18 protein-coding genes are annotated in these 22,259 nt (G+C 39.6%); 6 read left to right on the forward strand and 12 right to left on the reverse strand.

Translation table 11 applies throughout. The annotated features are described in order from the left end of the window. Nucleotides 1-39: 39 nt before the first annotated feature. Genes BTO23_RS10705 through pilM form a run of 5 tightly spaced genes read right to left on the reverse strand, consistent with a single transcriptional unit; the run spans nucleotide 40 to nucleotide 4,437 of the window. Nucleotides 40-1,773, reverse strand: a complete 1,734-nt coding sequence (locus BTO23_RS10705; protein WP_105063475.1) for a type IV pilus secretin PilQ — start codon at nucleotides 1,771-1,773, stop codon at nucleotides 40-42. 25 nt (nucleotides 1,774-1,798) lie between these two features. Then, entirely contained in the window at nucleotides 1,799-2,317 is a 519-nt protein-coding gene (locus BTO23_RS10710) for a pilus assembly protein PilP (RefSeq protein ID WP_060992634.1), read from the reverse strand. Further along, a complete protein-coding gene (locus BTO23_RS10715) occupies nucleotides 2,310-2,891 on the reverse strand; it encodes a type IV pilus inner membrane component PilO (protein ID WP_060992635.1) in 582 nt (193 codons plus the stop codon). The genes BTO23_RS10710 and BTO23_RS10715 overlap by 8 nt, the downstream gene beginning before the upstream one ends. Next, nucleotides 2,888-3,454, reverse strand: coding sequence for a PilN domain-containing protein (locus BTO23_RS10720; RefSeq protein ID WP_060992636.1), 567 nt, complete (start codon nucleotides 3,452-3,454; stop codon nucleotides 2,888-2,890). Before BTO23_RS10720 ends, BTO23_RS10715 begins: the two co-directional genes overlap by 4 nt. Then, nucleotides 3,439-4,437: a type IV pilus biogenesis protein PilM gene (gene pilM / locus BTO23_RS10725; protein WP_105063476.1), complete on the reverse strand. Its 999-nt coding sequence runs from the start codon at nucleotides 4,435-4,437 to the stop codon at nucleotides 3,439-3,441. Before pilM ends, BTO23_RS10720 begins: the two co-directional genes overlap by 16 nt. Nucleotides 4,438-4,575: 138 nt before the next feature. On the opposite strand from pilM, the gene BTO23_RS10730 reads away from it, so the two are divergent. Beyond that, on the forward strand, nucleotides 4,576-7,074 hold the full coding sequence (locus tag BTO23_RS10730; RefSeq protein ID WP_060992638.1) for a penicillin-binding protein 1A: 2,499 nt from the start codon (nucleotides 4,576-4,578) through the stop codon (nucleotides 7,072-7,074). Between the two features lie 76 nt (nucleotides 7,075-7,150). Here BTO23_RS10730 and oxyR read toward each other — a convergent pair whose 3' ends face one another. Continuing rightward, the gene (oxyR, locus tag BTO23_RS10735) at nucleotides 7,151-8,047 is read right to left on the reverse strand and encodes a DNA-binding transcriptional regulator OxyR (protein WP_061012887.1); all 897 of its coding nucleotides are present in this window, start codon (nucleotides 8,045-8,047) and stop codon (nucleotides 7,151-7,153) included. Between the two features lie 179 nt (nucleotides 8,048-8,226). On the opposite strand from oxyR, the gene BTO23_RS10740 reads away from it, so the two are divergent. From BTO23_RS10740 to BTO23_RS10750, 3 genes are all read left to right on the forward strand, one after another. Next, nucleotides 8,227-8,955 (forward strand): glutathione peroxidase, encoded by a 729-nt coding sequence (locus BTO23_RS10740; protein WP_105063477.1) that lies wholly within the window; start codon nucleotides 8,227-8,229, stop codon nucleotides 8,953-8,955. 82 nt (nucleotides 8,956-9,037) lie between these two features. Next, nucleotides 9,038-10,504 carry a dihydrolipoyl dehydrogenase gene (locus tag BTO23_RS10745; protein WP_105063478.1) on the forward strand — a complete coding sequence of 489 codons (1,467 nt, stop codon included), beginning with the start codon at nucleotides 9,038-9,040 and terminating at the stop codon, nucleotides 10,502-10,504. Nucleotides 10,505-10,627: 123 nt separating this feature from the next. Further along, on the forward strand, nucleotides 10,628-10,891 hold the full coding sequence (locus BTO23_RS10750) for a DUF3624 domain-containing protein (RefSeq protein WP_061004773.1): 264 nt from the start codon (nucleotides 10,628-10,630) through the stop codon (nucleotides 10,889-10,891). A gap of 149 nt (nucleotides 10,892-11,040) precedes the next feature. Here the strand turns inward: BTO23_RS10750 and argH are convergent, their stop codons facing one another. The 4 genes from argH to argC all read right to left on the reverse strand — a co-directional run bounded on the left by argH (nucleotide 11,041) and on the right by argC (nucleotide 16,300). After that, nucleotides 11,041-12,915 carry an argininosuccinate lyase gene (gene argH / locus BTO23_RS10755; RefSeq protein ID WP_061004775.1) on the reverse strand — a complete coding sequence of 625 codons (1,875 nt, stop codon included), beginning with the start codon at nucleotides 12,913-12,915 and terminating at the stop codon, nucleotides 11,041-11,043. Nucleotides 12,916-13,216: 301 nt separating this feature from the next. Further along, on the reverse strand, nucleotides 13,217-14,428 hold the full coding sequence (locus BTO23_RS10760) for an argininosuccinate synthase (protein WP_061004777.1): 1,212 nt from the start codon (nucleotides 14,426-14,428) through the stop codon (nucleotides 13,217-13,219). Between the two features lie 69 nt (nucleotides 14,429-14,497). Then, the gene (gene argB / locus BTO23_RS10765; RefSeq protein WP_060992644.1) at nucleotides 14,498-15,280 is read right to left on the reverse strand and encodes an acetylglutamate kinase; all 783 of its coding nucleotides are present in this window, start codon (nucleotides 15,278-15,280) and stop codon (nucleotides 14,498-14,500) included. Between the two features lie 15 nt (nucleotides 15,281-15,295). Next, complete coding sequence (gene argC, locus BTO23_RS10770; RefSeq protein WP_061004782.1) at nucleotides 15,296-16,300, reverse strand: N-acetyl-gamma-glutamyl-phosphate reductase; 1,005 nt, start codon at nucleotides 16,298-16,300, stop codon at nucleotides 15,296-15,298. A gap of 207 nt (nucleotides 16,301-16,507) precedes the next feature. Between argC and argE the strand changes: the two genes are divergently transcribed. After that, nucleotides 16,508-17,644, forward strand: a complete 1,137-nt coding sequence (gene argE / locus BTO23_RS10775) for an acetylornithine deacetylase (protein ID WP_105063479.1) — start codon at nucleotides 16,508-16,510, stop codon at nucleotides 17,642-17,644. Between the two features lie 178 nt (nucleotides 17,645-17,822). Further along, nucleotides 17,823-20,453 carry a phosphoenolpyruvate carboxylase gene (gene ppc / locus BTO23_RS10780; RefSeq protein ID WP_060992647.1) on the forward strand — a complete coding sequence of 877 codons (2,631 nt, stop codon included), beginning with the start codon at nucleotides 17,823-17,825 and terminating at the stop codon, nucleotides 20,451-20,453. Between the two features lie 155 nt (nucleotides 20,454-20,608). Here ppc and metF read toward each other — a convergent pair whose 3' ends face one another. After that, nucleotides 20,609-21,499 (reverse strand): methylenetetrahydrofolate reductase, encoded by an 891-nt coding sequence (gene metF / locus BTO23_RS10785; protein WP_061012891.1) that lies wholly within the window; start codon nucleotides 21,497-21,499, stop codon nucleotides 20,609-20,611. A 294-nt stretch (nucleotides 21,500-21,793) separates the two neighbouring features. Beyond that, nucleotides 21,794-22,243: a 50S ribosomal protein L9 gene (gene rplI, locus BTO23_RS10790; RefSeq protein ID WP_060992649.1), complete on the reverse strand. Its 450-nt coding sequence runs from the start codon at nucleotides 22,241-22,243 to the stop codon at nucleotides 21,794-21,796. Nucleotides 22,244-22,259: the final 16 nt, after the last annotated feature.

Consider the following 22,259-nt stretch of genomic DNA (forward strand, 5'->3'; position numbering starts at 1 on the left):
TTTTCAACATATTTTTACCGCTTAGGTAACGCTATCTCATTACTGTATAACAACTTTTGGGGTAACGAAGATTAATAATTCTTTTTTACCTATATTTTCTGAGCTGCGACGAAATAACACGCCAAGTAGGGGTAAGTCGCCTAATAGCGGTACTTTTTCTACACTATTTGATAGTGAATGTTGATAAATACCACCAAGAACGACAGTTTCACCATTATCAACTAATACTTGTGTACCAATACGTTGGGTATCAATCGCTACCGCTTCTCCAGTGCCCGTTTTAACCACTTGTCCAGGCCTATCTTGTGTTACCGTCAAATCGAGAACTAAACGATTATCAGGCGTTATTTGTGGCGTAACCATCAAGCTTAATACTGCTTTCTTAAATGAAACAGACGTTGCCCCACTAGAAGAGGCTTCTAGATAAGGAATTTCAGTCCCTTGCTCTATATAGGCAGGTTTCTTATTAGTTGTAATTAAACGAGGACTTGAAATGATTTCAGCTTTAGATTCAGCTTGTAATGCGGAAAGCTCTAAATCTAATAATAAATTTGATCCTAATTTTGCAACCTGAAAAGCAATGCTAGAAGCTGCAGGGTTTGCTAATCCTAAGTTTACATTTAAAAAATCATCCACGGGAAGGCCACCACCGCTAGTACCAGAACCACCATCATACAAACCGACGGCAGCTAAATTACTCTCAATTGAGCCGCCAACAGTAGTACTGCCATTAGTATTGGTAATCCCCCAACGAACTCCTAATTCATCAAGGTTACCTTCATTAACCGTCACTATTCTAGCTTCAATTTGAACTTGTTTAATAGGAACGTCAAGCGTATCAATAATATCTTTAATGACGATTATATTTTCAGGAAGATCACGCAGCAGCAATGAGTTTGTTCGTTCATCTACCGTAATGCTACCTCGGCTTGAGAGCATGGTAATCTCGCCTTCACCAACGAGTAATTCAGCAATATCAGATGCTTTTGCATACTTAATAGAAAGGATTTCAGAAGAAAGCGCGGCCAGCTCTGATGCCATTTGAGCTTGTTCTAAAACTTGTTGTTCTTGTGCATCAAGTTCTGATTTAGGCGCAATCAATACTACATTGCCTTCCACTCTCTTATCTAACCCTTTTACTTGTAAGATAATATCTAAGACTTGCTGCCAAGGAACGCCATCTAAACGCAATGTCAGATTACCCTTCACGGTATCAGCAACAACTAAGTTAAAGTCATTATAATCAGCGATCAGCTGCAATACGTGTCGAACAGGGATATCTTGGAAGTTAATAGAGATCGGTTTACTATCGTCATTTTCATTACTAATTTGAGTGTTTTTATCTCGTTCCGGTGGTGATGAAATAACCACTTGCAGTGAGCGATCTTTTAAAAAGTAATCGTATTGATAATCACCCTTGATGTCGACGGAGAGAACCGTACTATTTGGCTCTCTAAACGTTTCAATTCTAGAGACTAATGTTGCAAAATCCTCAACATCTAAAATAACTAATTTATCATCGCTGACTTTTGTATCATGCAATTCAATAATTAATTTATCAGCCTCTTTTTTTAAATCAACCGTAGCAGCAGCAGAAGCAAGATCAACCGTGATCACTCCTTCCTTTTTCTGACTTAATTGAAAGTTAACATTCATCAGTTGATTTGAAGTTACTTCTTCAGCAGAGACTGTTAAATGAGTAAAAGAGAGCACAATAAGCGCACATAGTCGAAGACCAAACTGCTTGATGATTTTCTTGCGTCCTAGCAACATGAGATTTTCCCAATCCTTTTTAAAATTAATGTTTCAACGCCAATTTCACGTATCTTTTTTGCCAGCAACCCATACCATCAGGTAAGGTCTCTTTTAATGTGATTTGCCTTGATTTAATATCAATAACCTGCCCATTGTTACTTCCCATATATTGTCCTTTACGCACTTTTACAACGCTTCCTTTTGGCGTTTGTACTAATGCAGTAATGTCTGAATCGGCGCCCATGACACCTTTTAATCGTAATCGTTTAAGTGAATAGCGCTCTAACGCTCCTGTCTTCTTCCTATATTTTGGCTGCCAGCACGTTTTTTTCTTTACTGGTTGAGTCGCTATTTCTGGTTGTTTAGGTAAAACAAAAGGAGAGCGCCCATCCACTTGGGAATACGCTTCAACTTCAAAAGGAAGAACACGAGAGAGTTTATCTACATCGCTTTGCCCCTGTTGTTTTGCTTCAACATAGAAAGCATCTAGCGGGTCTTTATTTGCCTTACACCCAACCATCACCAAGGCACCAACAACCAATATTAAAAATCGACTATTCATGCTTCCCCCTAAACTGGTAGGTATAAGCCATGACACGAAAGTGTAAGGTACTACTCTCCCTACTCACTCGTTGAATATCTATATTTTCCAAGCTAACGATACGAGGCAAATCAGCAATCGCTTCTGAAAACGAACCGATATCATGGTATTGACCTGTTAACTCAATATTTAATGGCAATTTATAAAGAAATTCCTGATTCTGCTTTTCGCCCCAATCAATCCGAGTGAAGGTTAATTTATTTTGAATACCAACCTGATTAATACCAGAAAGCATACTTGCTAATTCTTTTTGTGCTGGTAATTGTTGAGCCAAAAACTCATAACGTAAATTGAGTTCATTCAACTGATTTTCCATTTCTGGCATCGCCGCGACTTGGTTGTATTTATACTTCACTGTCGTTTTTAGGCTAATTTCATCTCTCTTTAACTGCTCTGTACCTTCCATTATTGGTTGCAACCAAAACCAATATCCAGCCGCTTGTACGAAAACACAAAGCAATAAAATCATTAATAGTTGTGGTATCAATGGCCATTCTGTTATTTCATCAAGATCTAACTCTCTCCAATCCGTCATGATTTCTTCTCCTTCTCCAAAGAAAGAAGTCTAAATGACACATCGAAACTACTAACGTCATGACCAAAGATCTTTTGCCCAGAAACTATAGAATGCATCTCTACAGATGAAATGAGTGGTGAGTTTTCTAATTTATCTAGCATGGTGGCAAGACGAGCATTGCTATCACTAAAGCCTTTAATCTCAACTTGTTTTTTATGCATGCGCACTTTATTTAAATAAATACCTTCCATAATCATGTCTGGTAATACATTTAATAATTGCGTCGTGGTATTTCGATTCTGTTGCAGCTCTTCAACAACATCCAGACGAGTTAAAATAGAATCATGTTGCTTACCTATTTCGTTTAACTCTTTTAATTCATTATTTAACCATCCAATATGGCTTTCTAAAGAACGATTTCTCTGCACTTGTACTGAACTTTGTTGCTCTAAATATTGTGCGATTCCCCATTGAACAGTCACGGAGAAAACAACACCAAAACAAAGCATTAATATAAATCGACGTTGGTATTTTGCTCTTTCTTGCTCTCTCCAAGGTAATAAATTTATTTGGTAAGCCATTCAACACCTCTTAAAGCTAGACCTAAAGCAGATGCATATTGATTCGCTTGCGCACTAACAGGCATTACTGCTTGGTTTGATGTTTTAAATAAAGAGGCAAGATTCAGATCCAAAACTGGTAATGACAATTCATAACTTAATGAATCAGATAATCCCGGTAGAAGTGAACCTCCCCCTGTAATCCAAATACCTTCAATCTTGTGATTATGAATTGAAGAATATAGCGTTACTTGACGACGAATATGATCTGATAATTGAGCGATAAATTGAGAATCTGATCCAAAATCAATGACTAATGATGGCTCATTTTTTCTTTCTTGATTCTGCTGTAACGCCCCAAAGACAATATGCTTTGTATATGAATTTTGATTTGGCGATGTCACGCAAAAGATAGTTTGTTGATGACCGATATCAATCAACATCCAATTTTTTTTATCTGGGAATGTTGTTGTACTTCTTTGCCACAAAATAGATAAAGCGTGAGAATGAACATCTGCTAATACAGGGGACAACCCAGCCGATTTAAAACACTCCTGTCGTGATTGAACAAGCTCTTTACGTGCAGCAAACACTTGATAGGTTGTCGTTTTTAAACTACTCACCCCTCGCTGTTGAACGGCAACAAAATCAATATTTAACTCATCAACCAAAAACGAGGATTGCTGCTCAAAAGTATGAGAAATGGAAAACTCAGTTTCCTTTGCATCCAAACCACTATCAACTTGAATAACTTTACTAATGATACTGCTATCTGGAATAGAAAAGGCCACACGCTTTTGACTAAATTTTAGCTTTTTCTTTAAACGAGATAAGTACGGCTTTATTTTTTCAAGATGTAATGTATTGGCATCTAAAAAAACAGCATCTGATAATAAGATCTCAATACAGTCAACTAATTCTAATTGACCTTTTTTTAACCTTACAGATACCGCTTTAATGCTATGATGCCCTATATCTAAACCCGTGACGGTGGGATAAATCATCTTGATTTAACTCCAAGTAATAAATAAATATCTCAAAATTAAGCGTTTATTTGCGTTATTTTTTGCTGTGTTATATTTATACTACTAAGTTATGGGTTAGAAACGACAATATAGATTAAAGTAAACGGGAAATATCAGGTGAAGTTCATAAAGGCACTGCTCATAGTTACATTTGTTTGCATTATTCTTGGGGTCACAACAATTTTTGGTTTTTACCAATATGTGAAACCAGAATTACCAGATGTGGCTACATTGAAAGATGTTCAACTACAAACGCCAATGCAGGTATATAGCCGCGATGGAAAACTAATCGCTCAATTCGGTGAGAAACGTCGTATTCCTTTAAAATTGGAAGAGATGCCACCTCATTTACTTGAAGCGATCATTGCGACCGAAGACAGTCGTTTTTATAGCCACTACGGATTTGATCCTATCGGCATCACTCGTGCTGCTTTTGCAGTCTTAGCATCAGGCTCTGCAAAGCAAGGGGCAAGTACCATTACTCAACAACTTGCACGTAACTTCTTCTTATCTAATGAGAAGAAAATCATGCGTAAGATTAAAGAAATCTTTATTGCCGTTCATATCGAGCAATTGCTAACTAAACAAGAAATTCTGGAGCTTTATCTAAATAAAATATATTTAGGTTATCGTTCTTATGGTGTCGGTGCTGCTGCACATGTTTACTTTGGTAAAGAGGTTAGCCAATTAACCCTTGGTGAAGTTGCGATTATTGCTGGCTTACCAAAAGCGCCTTCAACCATGAACCCTATCTACTCTGTTGACCGTGCCACCACTCGTCGAAACGTTGTGCTAGCACGTATGCTTGATGAAGGTTACATCACAAAACAAGAGTTTGATGACGCAAGAGCTGAAAAGGTTATATCTCAATATCATGGTGCTGAAATTGAACTTCAAGCACCTTATATTGCTGAAATAGCTCGTGCATGGATGGTAAATAAATACGGCGAAGAAGCCGCTTATACTTCTGGTATGAATATTTACACAACTGTTGACTCAAAAATGCAAGCCGCAGCAAATAAGGCATCAATTGACAACCTGCTTGCTTATGACGAACGTCATGGCTTCCGCGGTGCAGTTAAAACCGTTTGGGAACCAAAAGCGACACCTCTTGATAAAGAAGCGATTACGAAGCACCTAAGAAACGAACCTTCTTATGGTGAATTAATGCCTGCCGTTGTCACTGAAGTTTCAGGAAAAACAGTGACCGTTGATATCAAAAACAATGGCATTGCAACTATCCCTTGGGATGGCTTGAAATGGGCTCGTCGCTTTAAAACCGATAAACGCCAAGGTCCTGCACCTCGCCGAGCATCTGATATTCTTACTGTTGGTGAACAAATTTATGTGCGCCCATTAAGCGAAGAAACAAAAGACGATATCACAACAACGACTTGGAAATTAAGCCAAGTACCAGCAGCCAATACCGCATTTGTTGCAATGGATCCAAATGATGGTGCAATTACATCATTAGTTGGTGGCTTCAACTTTGTTCATAATAAATTTAACCGCGCGACTCAATCAGTTCGTCAAGTTGGTTCAAGCATTAAACCGTTTATTTACTCTGCGGCGTTATACCACGGTAAAACACTAGCAAGCTTAGTAAATGACGCACCGATTAATACATGGGATGCTAGTCAAGGTACAGCATGGAGACCAAAAAACTCACCACCTACTTATGTTGGTCCTGCTCGTTTACGTATTGGTCTAGCTCAATCTAAAAACGTAATGGCAGTACGAGTTTTACGTGAAGTTGGTTTAGATGAAACCATTGATTACCTTACTCGTTTTGGCTTTAAAAAAGATGACCTTCCTCACTCTGAAACCATCGCTCTTGGTGCTGGTAGTTTAACTCCAGTACAAATGGCGCAAGGATTCTCTGTATTTGCCAATAACGGTTATTACGTTGAGCCTTATTATATCGACCACATTAACGGTCCATTTGGTGATGAAGTTTACAAAGCGACACCAAAGACTATTTGTCAAAGTGATTGTTCTCACCAAAATGATGAAGACTCTCCTTACGCTAAAAAAGTAATTTCAGCACAGAATGCATTTTTAGTGAAACAGATGATGTATAGCAATATCTGGGGGGGCGGTATATGGAGCAAAGGAACTGGTTGGAATGGTACAGGCTGGCGTGCTCAAGTATTAAAACGTCGTGATATCGGTGGTAAAACAGGAACAACCAACGACTCTGTTGATGCATGGTACAACGGCTACGGCCCTAATGTAGTAGCAACAGCTTGGGTTGGTTTTGATAACCCATCTCATCGTTTAGGTTACACCACTAAGAACGATAATATGACGAAAGAAGAAATGCCCTTTGGTGGTGAAGCGGGTGGTAAAACCGCGATCTACTCTTGGGTTAACTTTATGAAAGTAGCTTTAGCTGATGTACCAGACGAGCAATTAAAATTGCCTGCTAACATTATTAAAGTAAAAATAGACAGAGAAACGGGCCTATTAAGTAATAAGAATGATGAAACAAGTATGTGGGAATACTTTGCTGGTGGTACAGAGCCAACAGAGTATGTAAAACAAGATTTCCAAGACACTATTTACTCATCAGGTGATGCCGATGGTGACGGTGAAGAAGACGAAAGTCTATTCTAAACCAGTTATCTTATAAGTAATAAAAAGGGACGCTAATTTGGCGTCCCTTTTTTATGTTTATATTTTGATGAAAAATCTAGTTAATAACATCTGCCATTTTAGTTTCAATCTCTTTTGCTAAAGCCTCATAACGCACTTTTAGTGGCGAACCTGGACGATAAGCTAAAACTATCTGACGATGTGGTACAGGTGTTTGTGCAGGCAAATAACAAACACCATCACGCTCTTTCTCTTTAGGTACTGACAAGTAAGGCATTAAGGTGATGCCCCCTCCCGCAGCAACCATGTTTCTCAACGTTTCTAAACTAGTCGCTTTAAAGTGATCATCATCTTTTGCCCCTGCTGCAAAGCAAAACCCAAGTGCTTGATCTCGCAAACAATGCCCATCACCTAACATTAAGACCGATTCACCATTAAGACGCGACATATCTATCGACTCTTCTTCTGCCCATTTATGATCTTTAGGAACAGCAAGTACCATTGGCTCATCATAGACAGGAACTTCAATAAAAGCACTTGTCTCATCAACCGATGCTAAGATCATACAATCAATCTTGCCCTCTTCTAACATTTTAACTAATTGATGAGTCTGCGCTTCATGAAGATATAAATTCAAATCGGGAAATTGCGCTTTTAATGTCGGAACTATCCATGGCAATACATAAGGCCCTACTGTTGGTATAAAACCAAGGTGTAACGGCCCTGTCATCTCCTTTCCTTGTTGGTTTGCCAATTCAGAAAATAACTTAACTTCAATCAAAATCCGTTTAGCTTGCTCTACTAATTGTAAACCCGCTTCAGTAAATAAGACTTTACGACTTGTACGCTCCAATAAGGTTAACCCAACCTCTTCTTCTAACTTCTTGATTTGCCCACTTAAGGTCGGTTGACTAACAAAACAGGATTCTGCAGCTTTACGAAAGTGCTTATGCTCAGCAAGTGCGACCAAGTACTCAAAATCTCGGATATTCATGTATTACACTCCTGAAAGCTTTAAATCTCATTATGATAACTAGTTTGATAGATTCTAACGATTGAAACGATAACACCAAACGATTAGAACTATCAAGAGAGCTTTTGCATAATAGCTACATCAACCGGGCAGACCCCGAAAAGAAATTCAAAATTATTTAAAAATTAAAGGACATCATTATGTTTACATCTAAAGAAGGTCAATCAGTTCCTCAAGTAACTTTTCCAACACGTAAAGGGGACGCTTGGGTTAACGTAACAACAGAAGAACTATTCAAAGATAAAACGGTTATCGTATTCAGTCTTCCAGGTGCATTTACTCCTACATGCTCTTCAAGCCACCTGCCTCGTTACAACGAGCTTTATTCTGTATTTAAAGAGAACGGCGTTGATGAAATTGTTTGTGTTTCTGTAAACGATACGTTTGTAATGAACGCATGGAAAGCAGATCAAGAAGCAGAAAACATTACCTTTATCCCAGATGGTAATGGTGACTTCACTGACGGTATGGGCATGTTAGTAGAGAAAAATGACATTGGTTTTGGTAAGCGCTCATGGCGTTACAGCATGCTAGTTAAAAACGGCGTAGTTGAAAAAATGTTCATCGAAGAAAACGTACCGGGTGACCCGTTCAAAGTTTCTGATGCAGATACAATGCTGAACTACCTTGCTCCTGAACACAAAGAACAAGAGTCAATTACAGTATTTACAAAACCTGGTTGTCCTTTCTGTATGAAAGCGAAACAAAACCTAATCGATAAAGGTCTGAACTACGAAGAAGTCGTACTAGGCAAAGATGCTACAACAGTAAGTCTACGAGCAATTACTCGTCGCACTACAGTTCCTCAAGTATTTATCGGTGGTAAACACATCGGTGGTAGCGAAGAACTAGAAGCTTTCCTAGCTTAATCGTTAATGATAAGTAGCCCATAAATTGTGGGCTACTATTTCAAACTCCTCTTCTAAAGTAAATCTACGTGAGATATGAATTATGAAACAAGTCAATGTTGATGTAGCTGTTATCGGTGGTGGTACAGCAGGTTTAGGCTCTTACCGTGCAGCAAAAGCACATACTGACAGTGTTGTCATGATCGAAGGCGGCCCTTACGGTACAACTTGTGCTCGCGTTGGTTGTATGCCATCAAAGCTGTTAATAGCAGCAGCAGAAAGCGTACACCAAATAGAAAAAGCACCTCAATTTGGTATCCACCCTCAAGGTGAAATTATCATTAACGGTCGTGAAGTAATGGACCGAGTGAAATTTGAACGTGACCGTTTTGTTGGGTTTGTTTTAGAAGGCGTTGATGAAATACCAGTTGAAGATAAAATCTCTGGTTACGCTAAATTTTTGGATGACAATACACTACAAGTAGACGACCACACTATCGTAACGGCTAAACGTATTGTTATTGCAACAGGATCTCGCCCTGCTTACCCTGCAGTTTGGAATGAACTTGGTGATCGTCTGATCATTAATGATGATGTGTTTAACTGGGATGATTTACCAAAATCAGTCGCTGTATTTGGTCCTGGCGTTATTGGTCTTGAACTTGGTCAATCTCTCCATCGTTTAGGTGTGGAAACCAAATTATTTGGTTTAGGTGGTCAAGTAGGTCCAGTGACAGACCCAGAAGTGATGGCTTATGCGAATAAAGCATTTAATGAAGAATTCTATCTTGATGCTGATGTGAAAATTGAAAGCATGAAACGAATTACGACAGAATCTGGGGAAGATCGCGTTGAGATTAAGTTCATAAACAAACAAGGTGAACTAGAAACAAACGTTGTAGAGTATGTATTAGCTGCAACAGGTCGCCGTCCAAACACTGATAAATTAGGTTTAGAAAATACCTCTCTTGAACTTGATGAGCGTGGCGTACCAACCGCAGATCACTACACACTACAAACATCACAACCAAGTATTTTTATTGCTGGCGATGCAAGTAACCAATTACCATTGCTGCATGAAGCCGCTGATCAGGCTCGTATTGCTGGTGATAATGCAGGCCGCTTCCCTGAGATCCGAGCAGGCCTTCGCCGCTCAAAAATCTCAGCGGTATTCTCTGACCCACAAATAGCAATGGTTGGTGAAACATATAAAGAAATCACCACTCGCTTAGGTACATGTGGTTGCTTTGCAACTGGTGAAGTGTCTTTTGAAAATCAAGGTCGTTCACGAGTAATGCTACGAAATAAAGGTATTCTTCATGTATACGGAGAGCAAGGAACTGGTCGCTTTTTAGGTGCAGAAATGATGGGGCCAAATGCTGAGCATTTAGCGCACTTGTTAGCTTGGGCTCACCAAAACAAAATGACGATTTCAGAAATGCTAGATATGCCTTTCTATCATCCAGTAATTGAAGAAGGTGTACGAACAGCTCTTCGTGATTTAAATGCCAAATTACATTTAGGTCCTGAAATGATTAAACACTGTATGGATTGTGGCCCTGGCTGCTAATTTGTATAACGAACAAAAGTAATAAAATAAAAGTCGATGTGAAAACATCGACTTTTTTATTTCTATCTCACGAGTCACTCGTTAAAATAACCGTACTAACCAATTACTTTTAAGTGAACCGCTATGGCTTGCCAATCTTGCCGAACTGATATTTTCAAACAAAAATTAGGTCGCTGTCAGCGTTGCATGAAACAACTCACGTTCTTATCTATAGGAGGATGGTTAACTTGGTTAGAGTTTTTTCAAACCACTCCTTACCAAATAGAGGCAATAGCAACCTTCATGGTTAGCTTGGCATTTACAGGCTTACTTGCTCTGCATCTATTGATGATGAGTTATTATCGCTTCGTAAAACCTTCAAAAAAGAATACGACGTATAAAAAATAAAACCCCAATATCAATCAAGATATTGGGGTCTCTTAGAATCTTTCTAAGAAAAAGCAGTATTAATAAGACTAGTACTTAATTAAAAAGTTCACCACTTTTTCTTTTTATTTCGGTTTATTAGCTAAGTGTATCGCATAATTATTTTAATTTTACGCTACACTTGCCTTGATGATGACTTGTTCTTGAAGATTCACCTCTAACGCCACTTCATCACACGCATGTTGACGAGGACACTGATCACAATCTTTCAATACTTTCTCTGGTAATAATGAACGAGAAGTTGGAATAAAATCTTGCTTCATAAAGAACTCGGGAACACGAGTCAGCACAAACACTTTTTTAATCGCCATCTCTCGCGCTTTTTCTACCAAGTGTTGAACTATCGCTTTTCCTTGACCTTGGCTCTGCCAGCCCGCCTCTACACCTAAAGAACGAATTTCGGCCAAACCAGAATCATACACATACAGGGAAGCACAGCCAGTTACTTCTCCATGATGCTCTGACACAGCAAATGAACCAATATCGCGCACTAACTCATTACGATTACGAGGTAAGTTCTCACCAAGTCCCGCCCAGTATGCCACCATTCCTTCTAACGCATCTAAATCTGTTAAACGTGCTGAACGAACTTTAACACCCGTTGAATCACGTTCTTGTAAGCGCTTACCTGCTTGTTCAACAGCATAGGCCACTTGCTCAGGAGCTACACCACCAAGGGCATTACGTTTAGCAAGGCAGGATTCAATGGTTAATATTGCATAAACATCATCTTCAATCACATTAGAAAACGCCTTTAACTCAGCAATTGAAAGTTCTTCTAAAGCACAGCCTTTTTCAATAGCGCCCACTACCGCAACACCAACAATATGGTGCGCCTCACGGAATGGAATACCTTTAGCAACTAAATAATCAGCTAATTCTGTTGAGTTTGCATAACCTTGTTTTGCTGCTTCAAGCGTACGCTCACTGTTAATCTTAATGCCTTCAAAACAAAGTGCGGCCATCTCAATACAATCGGACCAACTATCGAGAGCATCAAATAAGCCTTCTTTGTCTTCTTGCATATCTTTGTTATACGCCAGTGGCAATGCTTTTACTGTCATCATCATACCAGCTAATGCACCATATACACGGCCACATTTACCACGAATAAGTTCTAATGCATCTGGATTCTTTTTCTGAGGCATTAGTGATGAACCAGAAGTCACTGTATCTGCCAACTCAATAAAATTCGATTCGCCAGAATTATAGAAGATCATATCTTCAGCAAGTCGTGATAAATGAATCATAGAGATAGAGGCGATCGACATCAGTTCCATCACATGATCACGATCTGATACCGAATCTAAACTATTACGTGTCGCACGTTGAAAACCAAGATTACGCGCCAATTTTTCACGATCCATAGGATAAGCAGTACCCGCCAGAGCGCCAGAGCCCAATGGACAAGTATCTAAACGCTTAATTGCATCTTCAAGACGAGAATAGTCACGCTCAATCATTTCTACATACGCTAAACACCAGTGCGCAAATGTAACAGGTTGTGCACGTTGTAAATGGGTATAACCAGGAAGTACCGTGGCTTGATGCTCACTCGCTACATTAACCAATTGATTAAGAAGCAAATCAAGCGTACGAAGAAGTTGATGTCCTTGTTGACGGCACCATAACTTTAAATCCGTCGCCACTTGGTCATTACGAGAACGACCAGTGTGTAATTTTTTACCTAAATCACCCACTTTGCCAATAAGCTGAGTTTCAACCCAACTATGAATATCTTCAGCATCAGAAAGTAATATTTGCTCAGGATCCTCCATCACTTCTAGCTTTAATTCATTCAATGCTAATTCAAGTTTTTGTTGCTCAAACTCTGAAATAACATTAACTGAAAGCAGTGATTTAGACCACGCAATAGAACCGACAATATCTTGTTCCGCAAGGCGATAATCGATACGAAGTGAATCGTTAAACTGTTTAAATCTTGTGTCTGCTGCCTGACTAAAACGTCCGCCCCATAATGCCATGGTGTATCTCCTAAATGGACAGTGCTCACTGCTTTTTACAAATATTAAGTCTGATTTAATTCAGTATTTTTCTTGATGGTTTAAACTTACGGCAATTCCAGATAAAAATAAAGAATTAAATTCATTATTTTTACATACTTATTCAATTGAAGCCTATTAACTCTATTGCTAATCATCAGGACAAAAAAAATCGAAGCTCATTTAATTATTAAATGAACTTCGATTAGTGTAAATCAAATTGTTTAACAGTTGTTATTAATTATATGTTAGCCACTGATACCTGTTAGTCATTTACTTGAGTCTAGTTACTGTTTAGCGCACGAATACGGCTTGATAGTGAATAAAGACGAATAAAGCCTTCAGCATGACTTTGGTCATATACTTCGTCAGCACCAAAAGTAGCAAACTCTTCTGAGTATAGGCTATTATCTGAACGCTTCTGAGTTACTGTTGCTTGACCTTTATACAACTTAATAACGACTTCACCGTTTACATCTTGAGCTAGCTCTTCTGTTGCCGCTAAGATTGATTTGCATAAAGGAGTAAACCAACGACCATCGTACACAAGGTGAGAAGCTTTGATCCCTAGTTCTTCACGGAACTCAAACGAAGCTTTATCTAGTACTAGTTGCTCAACAGCACGCAGCGCTTCATTAATTATTGTTCCTCCTGGAGTTTCATAACAACCACGAGATTTCATACCAACTAGACGGTTTTCTACGATATCGATACGACCCACGCCATGTTTAATACCTTTTTCATTTAGATAAACAACCACTTCATAAGGTGTCATTGCTTTACCATCAACAGCAACAACAGCGCCTTTTTCTACTTTAATTGAAACCGTTTCTGACTCGTTTGGTGCTTGCTCTGGATCAACAGTCCATGCCCAACAATCATCATTTGGCGCATTCCATGTATCTTCTAGAACACCACCTTCTGTTGAAATGTGCCATGCATTCGCATCACGAGAATAGATCTTAGTAAGCGACGCGGTACAAGGGATATTACGCTCAGCAAGATAATCAAGACATTCTTCACGGCTCACTAAATCCCACTCACGCCACGGTGCAATAACATGTAAGTCTGGTGCTAGCGCAGCAAAAGCACCTTCAAAACGAATTTGGTCATTACCTTTACCAGTACAGCCATGACAAAGCGCATCAGCACCAACATTACGCGCTACTTCAACTTGTGCTTTAGCAATGATTGGACGAGCCATTGATGTACCAAGTAGGTATTTCCCTTCATAAAGCGCGCCAGTTTTAAGCGTAGGGAAAATATATTCAGACACCATTTCTTCTTTTAAGTCAGCAACATAACATTCAGTTGCACCCGATGCGATTGCTTTTTCTTCAATACCTTCAAGCTCTTCAGCGCCTTGACCAACATCTGCAACAAATGCAATAACTTCACAGTTGTAGTTTTCTTTTAACCACGGAATAATCACAGACGTATCTAGACCACCAGAGTATGCAACAACAACCTTGTTTACTTTTACTTTCTTATTCATTCTTTTCTCCTTGATCCGCATACTCGCGGCGACTGTATTCTATAAAATAAAAATGGGTAACATCTTTGCCTATTGAGGCTGAAACTGGGTGCCAATGCTGTTCCCAATAAACAACTCAGCTAATTTTTCTGGTGAACGCCATGACGCCACCTCTATTGCTCGACCTAGCTCTTGTGCCGCTTCTAAAGCTGCGCGAACTTTTACGATCATGCCATCTGTTATTACTTCTTGTTGGATCAACAACTCAGCTTGCTCTGAATCTAGGCTTGCTATTAATTGCTTTTCGCCATCCAATACACCCGCAACATCAGACAGCAACACTAAATCGGCATCTAGTGCGGTAGCAACCGCAACCGCCGCTTGATCTGCATTCACATTCATTAATTCACCTTCAGCAGTAATACCAATAGAACTAATGATCGGAGTTACCTGTGTTGCTAGTACTGCATTTAATATTGTTGCATCACCTGCCGTTGCCAAGCCAACATTACCTAGTTCAGGATTAAGCTGTGTGATTTTACATAAACCACCATCAGCCAGACTTAACCCCATCGCATTTACACCATTCTTCATTGCTTGACCTTGCAGCATTTTATTTGCCGTTCCCGCAAGCGCTCCTGTGATATAACCAATTTGCTCTTTTGGTGTGACACGTAACCCTTCTTTCTTAACCGTTTCAAGCTGTAACTTTGCCATCAACTCATCAACAAGATAGCCACCACCATGTACAATCACTAATGAGCGCTGAGCTTGTTGTTGATAGTTTGAAACCGTTTTAAATAATTCTGTTAACGTTTCGGTTGATGACAATACTGCACCACCTAACTTAATCACCAATGGACGTTGGTTCATACTGTACTCCACGATCTATATTAAAGCGGTTAATATAGGGAAACGAAAACGAATATTAATGCACTGCATTGCTTGGCTTGATGCCCCTTTTAATAAATTATCAATCGCAGAGACGACAATCAGATGTTCGCCCTGTACTTTCCAGCCAATATCGCAGAAAGGCGTTTTCTCAACCGATTGTAATTTAGGCATTTCATTCTCGAGTAAACGAACTGCAGGGGTATGTGTATAAGCATCATCAAACGCTTTTTTAATCTGTTCTTCTGTAACGCCCTTCTCTAACTTCGTTGTGATCGTCGCTAAAATTCCACGTTTAAAATTACCAAGATGTGGAGTAAAGATGACATCACATCCTAAATGTGCCGCAATTTCAGGCTGATGACGATGGTTAAATACCCCATAAGGCTGAAGGCTAACTTCACAGAAACTGCTCGTTAAACTCGCTTTACGTCCCGCCCCAGTCACTCCACTGGTTGCATTGATCACTGGCCATTGATTTTTATCCAATAAGTTGGATTCAACTAATGGTTTCAATGCTAATTGTGACGCAGTTGGATAACATCCAGGTACTGCGATTAGCTGTGCTTTTGCAATTGCTTCTTCATTCCACTCAGCTAATCCATAAACCGCTTTATCTAACCAACCTTCGTATTTATGTTCAAAACCATAGAATTCAGAGTAAAAGCCTTCTTTTTGAACGCGGAATGCTCCTGACAAGTCAAAAACAACACAACCATTCTCTAAAAAAGTAGACGCTAAATCGTGACTAACTTCATGAGCTGTTGCGAGTAAAACAATATCGCTTTCTTTAGCCACTTGATTCACATTGACTAAAGGTTGTAGGACATCATCTACAATTCCTTTTAATGAACCATGCAATTCACTGATTGCTTTTCCTTTATCTAGGCTATTCTCAGAAACATATAAGCCTGATAAAGAAAGGTTTGGGTGCTTAAATACCATCAGTGCTAATTCTGCACCTGTGTATCCACTTGCTCCGATGATGGTTGTTTTCAACATAAATACGTCCATTTATCTCTTCAACTATTGAAGGAAAAAGCCATTCAGGGTAACTTGAGAGTTACGTATATTAGATACTGCTTTTCCTTTTTAAAATTTAGTTTATTCATTAAAATTAAACTAAACTGTATTTCTATTCACTTTATGTGATTTAATATGTGTTTTACAGGGTTCTCTCTTTTCTGTCAACAGTGGATGTATGAATAAATGAAATTTCCAGAATTTAAAGATTATTACCAGCAACTCATTTCAACCTCTTCTATCAGTTCAACCGACTCGAGTTGGGATGAAGGTAATGCCGAGGTCATACATAAACTGGCTCAATGGTGTGAAGACTTAGGCTGTGAAGTTGAAATTGAAGAAATTGAAAAAGGAAAACTAAACTTACTGGCTAAGTTAGGTTCTGGTGAAGGTGGGTTATTATTGGCTGGTCACACTGATACCGTGCCGTTCGATCAAGGTCGTTGGAACTACGAACCTCATGCATTAACCGAAGCTAATGATCGTTTCTATGGCTTAGGCACTGCTGATATGAAAGGTTTTTTTGCTTTCATCTTAGAAGCAATCAAAGATATCAATTGGAAAGACCAATCAAAACCACTGTATATTCTGGCAACCTGCGATGAAGAAACGACCATGCTAGGTGCTCGTCATTTTGCTTCAAATACACAAATTCAACCTGATTATTGCATTATTGGGGAGCCTACAAGCCTAAAGCCTATCCGTGGTCATAAAGGTCATGTTGCTAATGCTGTTCGTGTTACTGGTAAGTCAGGTCACTCTTCTGATCCTGCTCATGGTGTGAATGCACTAGAAATCATGAATGAGATCATGTTTGCTTTAATGAACTTAAAAAATAAACTGGTTAAAGAATACCATAACCCTGGATTCTCCATTCCTTACCCAACCCTAAATCTTGGCCATATCCATGGTGGCGACAGCCCAAACCGTATCTGTGGTTGTTGTGAACTTCATTATGACGTGCGGCCATTACCAGGAATAAGCCTTGATGGATTAGATAACATGCTACGTGATTCATTAAAAGAGGTTAAAGCAAAGTGGCCAGGACGTATTGATATCACGCCACTTCATGAACCAATTCCAGGTTACGAATGTAGCTCAGATAGCCCGATTGTTACTAGCACAGCTGAAATTTGTGGCCAAGAAGTAGAAACAGTCAACTATTGTACCGAAGCACCTTTCCTACAAGATCTTTGCCCGACTTTAGTATTAGGGCCTGGTTCTATTGAACAAGCTCACCAACCTGATGAATTCTTAGCATTTTCATTCATTGACCCAACGATCAATGTATTAAGTAAATTGATGTATAAACACTGTTTCTAAGCTGAAATAAATTTACAAAACTCGTCAATCTCAAAATAGAGATTCGATGATCTACGGCAATATATCGTTTAAAAAGACACCGTTTATTCTTCAATATTTGACGAAGAGCCGTAAATTCGGATAGATTGGTTGTAGAAAAAACTTAGGATGTAACAAAATTACAGTATAGGAAGTATGTATGAATGAAAAGTACGCTGCTTTAAAAAGCAATGTAAGCATGTTGGGTCATCTACTTGGAAATACAATTAGAGACGCACATGGTGAAGAGCTATTAGCTAAAGTTGAAACCATTCGTAAGCTGTCTAAAACAGCACGCGCAGGAAGCGACGATGACCGAAATGCACTTATTGAAGAAATAAAAAATCTTCCAAATGAGCAACTGACTCCTGTTGCTCGTGCATTCAGCCAATTCCTAAACCTAACTAACATGGCAGAGCAATACCATACTATTTCACGTCATTGTGAAGCACACGTATGTGAACCTGATGCCATTAGCACCCTATTCTCTAAATTAAGCCAAAATAACGTTAGCAAATTGGATACAGCACAAGCGGTCCGTGAGTTAAATATTGAGCTTGTTTTAACGGCACATCCAACCGAAATAGCACGTCGCACTATGATCAACAAGTTGGTGAAAATCAACGAATGTTTATCAAAGCTTGAGCTTGGTGATATCTCTTTCTCTGAACGTGATAAAACGGAACGTCGCCTTGAGCAACTAATTGCACAAGCTTGGCACTCTGATGTTATCCGTCAAGAGCGCCCAACACCATTAGACGAAGCAAAATGGGGCTTTGCCGTTGTTGAAAACTCTTTATGGCAAGGTATCCCTGACTTCTTACGTGAATTTGATCAACGTTTAGAAGGTCACTTAGGTGAAGGCCTTCCAATTGATGCTCGTCCTGTGCATATGTCCTCTTGGATGGGCGGTGACCGAGATGGAAATCCGTTTGTCACACACAAAATCACACGTGAAGTAATGCTTCTTTCGCGTTGGAAAGCCGCTGATCTTTATCTAAAAGACATCAATGAACTTATCAGTGAACTTTCTATGGTGAAATGCACTGATGAAGTTCGTGAATTAGCGGGGGATCAGCACGAACCTTATCGCGCAATTCTAAAGCAATTCCGAGTTCTTCTTGGTGATACTCTTGAAAGTTTAGATGCTCAAATGAAAGGTGAACCTTCATCAAATAAAACAATTCTAACGAATGCTGACCAACTGTGGACACCACTGTATGCGTGTTATCAGTCTCTACATGCTTGTGGGATGGGGATTATTGCAGAAGGCTCGCTATTAGATACTCTTCGTCGTGTAAAAGCTTTTGGTGTGCATTTAGTTCGTCTCGATATTCGACAAGAAAGTACTCGTCACTCAAATGTACTTTCAGAACTGACTAAATACTTAGGTATTGGTGATTACGATCAGTGGAGCGAACAAGATAAGATCTCTTTCCTTGTGAACGAGTTAAGCTCTAAACGCCCTCTACTTCCTCGTAACTGGGAGCCATCTCCTGAAGTTCAAGAAGTTATCGATACGTGTAAAGTCGTCGCAGAACAGTCTCGTGAAGCATTAGGTTCTTATGTCATCTCGATGGCTCGAACGGCTTCTGATGTACTAGCAGTTCATCTTCTTCTTCAAGAAGCAGGCTGTCCATTCCGTATGGATGTGTGCCCATTATTTGAAACATTAGACGATTTAAACCGCTCTAAAGAAGTAATGGAGCAGCTGTTCTCTATTGATTGGTATCGTGGATTTATTCAGAACCATCAAATGGTGATGATCGGTTACTCCGATTCAGCTAAAGATGCGGGTGTTATGTCTGCTGGTTGGGCGCAATATAGCGCGATGGAAGCGTTAGTTGAAGTCTGTGAGAAAGAGAATATTGAACTGACTTTATTCCACGGTCGCGGCGGTACTATTGGCCGTGGTGGTGCTCCTGCACACGCAGCTCTTCTATCTCAACCACCAAAAAGTTTAAAAGGTGGCCTACGAGTTACAGAACAAGGTGAAATGATCCGCTTTAAATTGGGTCTCCCTGAAGTCGCAGTAAACAGCTTCAACCTATACGCAAGTGCAATCCTTGAAGCTAACCTTCTGCCGCCACCAGAGCCAAAACAAGATTGGCGTGATCTGATGGAAGTGCTGTCTGAAGTTTCATGTGAAGCTTACCGTAATGTCGTTCGTGGCGAAAAAGACTTCGTTCCTTACTTCCGAGCGGCAACACCAGAACTAGAGCTAGGTAAACTACCTTTAGGCTCTCGTCCAGCTAAACGTAATCCAAATGGCGGCGTAGAAAGCTTACGTGCGATCCCTTGGATCTTCTCATGGAGTCAAAACCGTTTAGTTCTTCCTGCATGGTTAGGCGCTGGTGAAGCGATTCAATATTCAATAGATAAAGGTCATCAAGAGCTACTAGAAGAGATGTGTCGTGAATGGCCATTCTTCTCTACTCGCCTTGGCATGCTTGAAATGGTTTACACTAAATGTAATCCACAGATGTCTGAATACTATGACCAACGTTTAACAGATAAGTCTCTATGGCCTCTAGGTGAGCGTCTACGTAATCAATTACAAGCGGATATTAAAGCGGTATTGAACGTAGAGAACAGCGATCACTTAATGGAACGTGACCCATGGGGTTCTGAATCTATTAAATTACGTAATATCTATGTTGATCCATTAAATATGCTACAAGCTGAGCTTCTGTTCCGTACTCGTCAGCAAGAAGAGACGTCACCAGAGCTTGAAGAAGCATTAATGGTTACAATTGCAGGTATTGCAGCTGGTATGCGTAACACTGGCTAACCATAAGCGTTAAAACAACCTTCCTATAATTCAAAGGTCACTTCGGTGGCCTTTTCTTTTATCTTTTATCTTTTATCTTTTATCTTTTAAATAGATACAAACATAAAAAAACCGCTACAGTGAGCGGTTTTTTATAAATCATACTTAGAAAAATCTTAGCCTTTAGGGCGCACACCTAATGTATGACACAGTGCGTAGGTATGTTCTGCACGGTTAAGTGTATAAAAATGAAAATCCTTCACACCTTCACGACTTAGAATACGCGTCATATCAATCGCATGACTTGCACCTACCATTTGACGAGTCACAGGGTCATCATCCAAACCCTCAAACTGTTGAGCCATCCAACCTGGGATCTTTACATTGTTCATTTTGGCAAAACGAGAAGCTTGCTTAAAGTTTGATACTGGTAAAATTCCAGGAATAATTTCAACATCAATGCCAGCAGAGACACAACGGTCACGAAAACGCAGGTAACTTTCAACATCAAAGAAGAATTGGGTAATCGCGCGGTTAGCACCGGCATCTACTTTGCGTTTTAGATTAAGTAAATCCGCTTGCGCACTTTTAGCTTCAGGATGAACTTCAGGAAATGCAGCCACTGAAATATCAAAATCATGTTGAGATTTTAGCAATTCAACCAGATCAGATGCATACATATCAGGCGTACCACCACCAGCAGGAATATCACCACGTAAAGCCACAATATCCTTAATGCCATTTGCCCAATAATCATTGGCAATATCAATAAGCTCTGAGCGACTTGCATCAATACAAGTTAGGTGAGGAGCTGCAATAAGACCGGTTTGCTCTTTAATTTCTTTAATAATGGAATGGGTACGGTCACGCTCACCAGAGTTAGCACCGTAAGTTACCGATACAAATTTAGGTTTAAGTGTTTTTAACCGGTGAATAGAGTTCCACAATGTTTCTTCCATCTTCTCCGAACTTGGCGGGAAAAACTCAAAAGATACGTTGATATTGCCATCTAGCTCAGCAATATTTTGGTTCAGTGACTCTAGGTGGCTTGCGTGTGAATAGGCCATATCTTTCTCTCCCTGTGTAACACCTAAAATGGGTATTACAAAAAATCTATCATCCGTGAGACGTTAATTTAGACGTCTATATGTCTACAGAATGTATGTTATAGAGTTCAAAGTCAAGGATCTAATTATGAATTTTTCTCAAGTAGTAATTGAGTTATTTTCAATATGAAATAAAGAAGATGAGAAAATTAAAAAGGGAGTGATGCTGTTCTGAAATGTAGTTAGTTAGATAAGTGATAGATAAAAAAAACGCCAGCACGAAGGCTGGCGTTTAAATTATTAGTTGGCTATTGATTACTCAGCAGCAACAACTTCTAATTTCAATGTAGCAAATACTTCAGAGTGAAGTTGGATGCTAACTTCGAAAGAACCAGTTGTACGTAGAGCGCCTTCAGGAAGACGAACTTCGCTTTTCGCGATTGCAACGCCAGCAGCTGTAGCAGCGTCAGCGATGTCACGAGTACCGATTGAACCGAATAGTTTACCTTCGTCACCAGATTTTGATGCGATAGTAACTTCTAGAGCGTTAACAGACTCAGCACGAGCTTCTGCAGCAGCTAGTTGCTTAGCAACGTTAGCTTCTAATTCAGCGCGACGAGTTTCAAACATCTCTACGTTAGCTTTAGTTGCCATAACAGCCTTACCTTGTGGGATAAGGAAGTTACGTGCGTAACCAGCTTTAACGTTAACTTGGTCGCCAAGGCTACCTAGGTTACCGATTTTATCAAGTAGAATAACTTGCATTATCTTAGTCCTCTAT

The organism is Aliivibrio sifiae, from assembly GCF_002954715.1.
GTDB lineage: Bacteria > Pseudomonadota > Gammaproteobacteria > Enterobacterales > Vibrionaceae > Aliivibrio > Aliivibrio sifiae.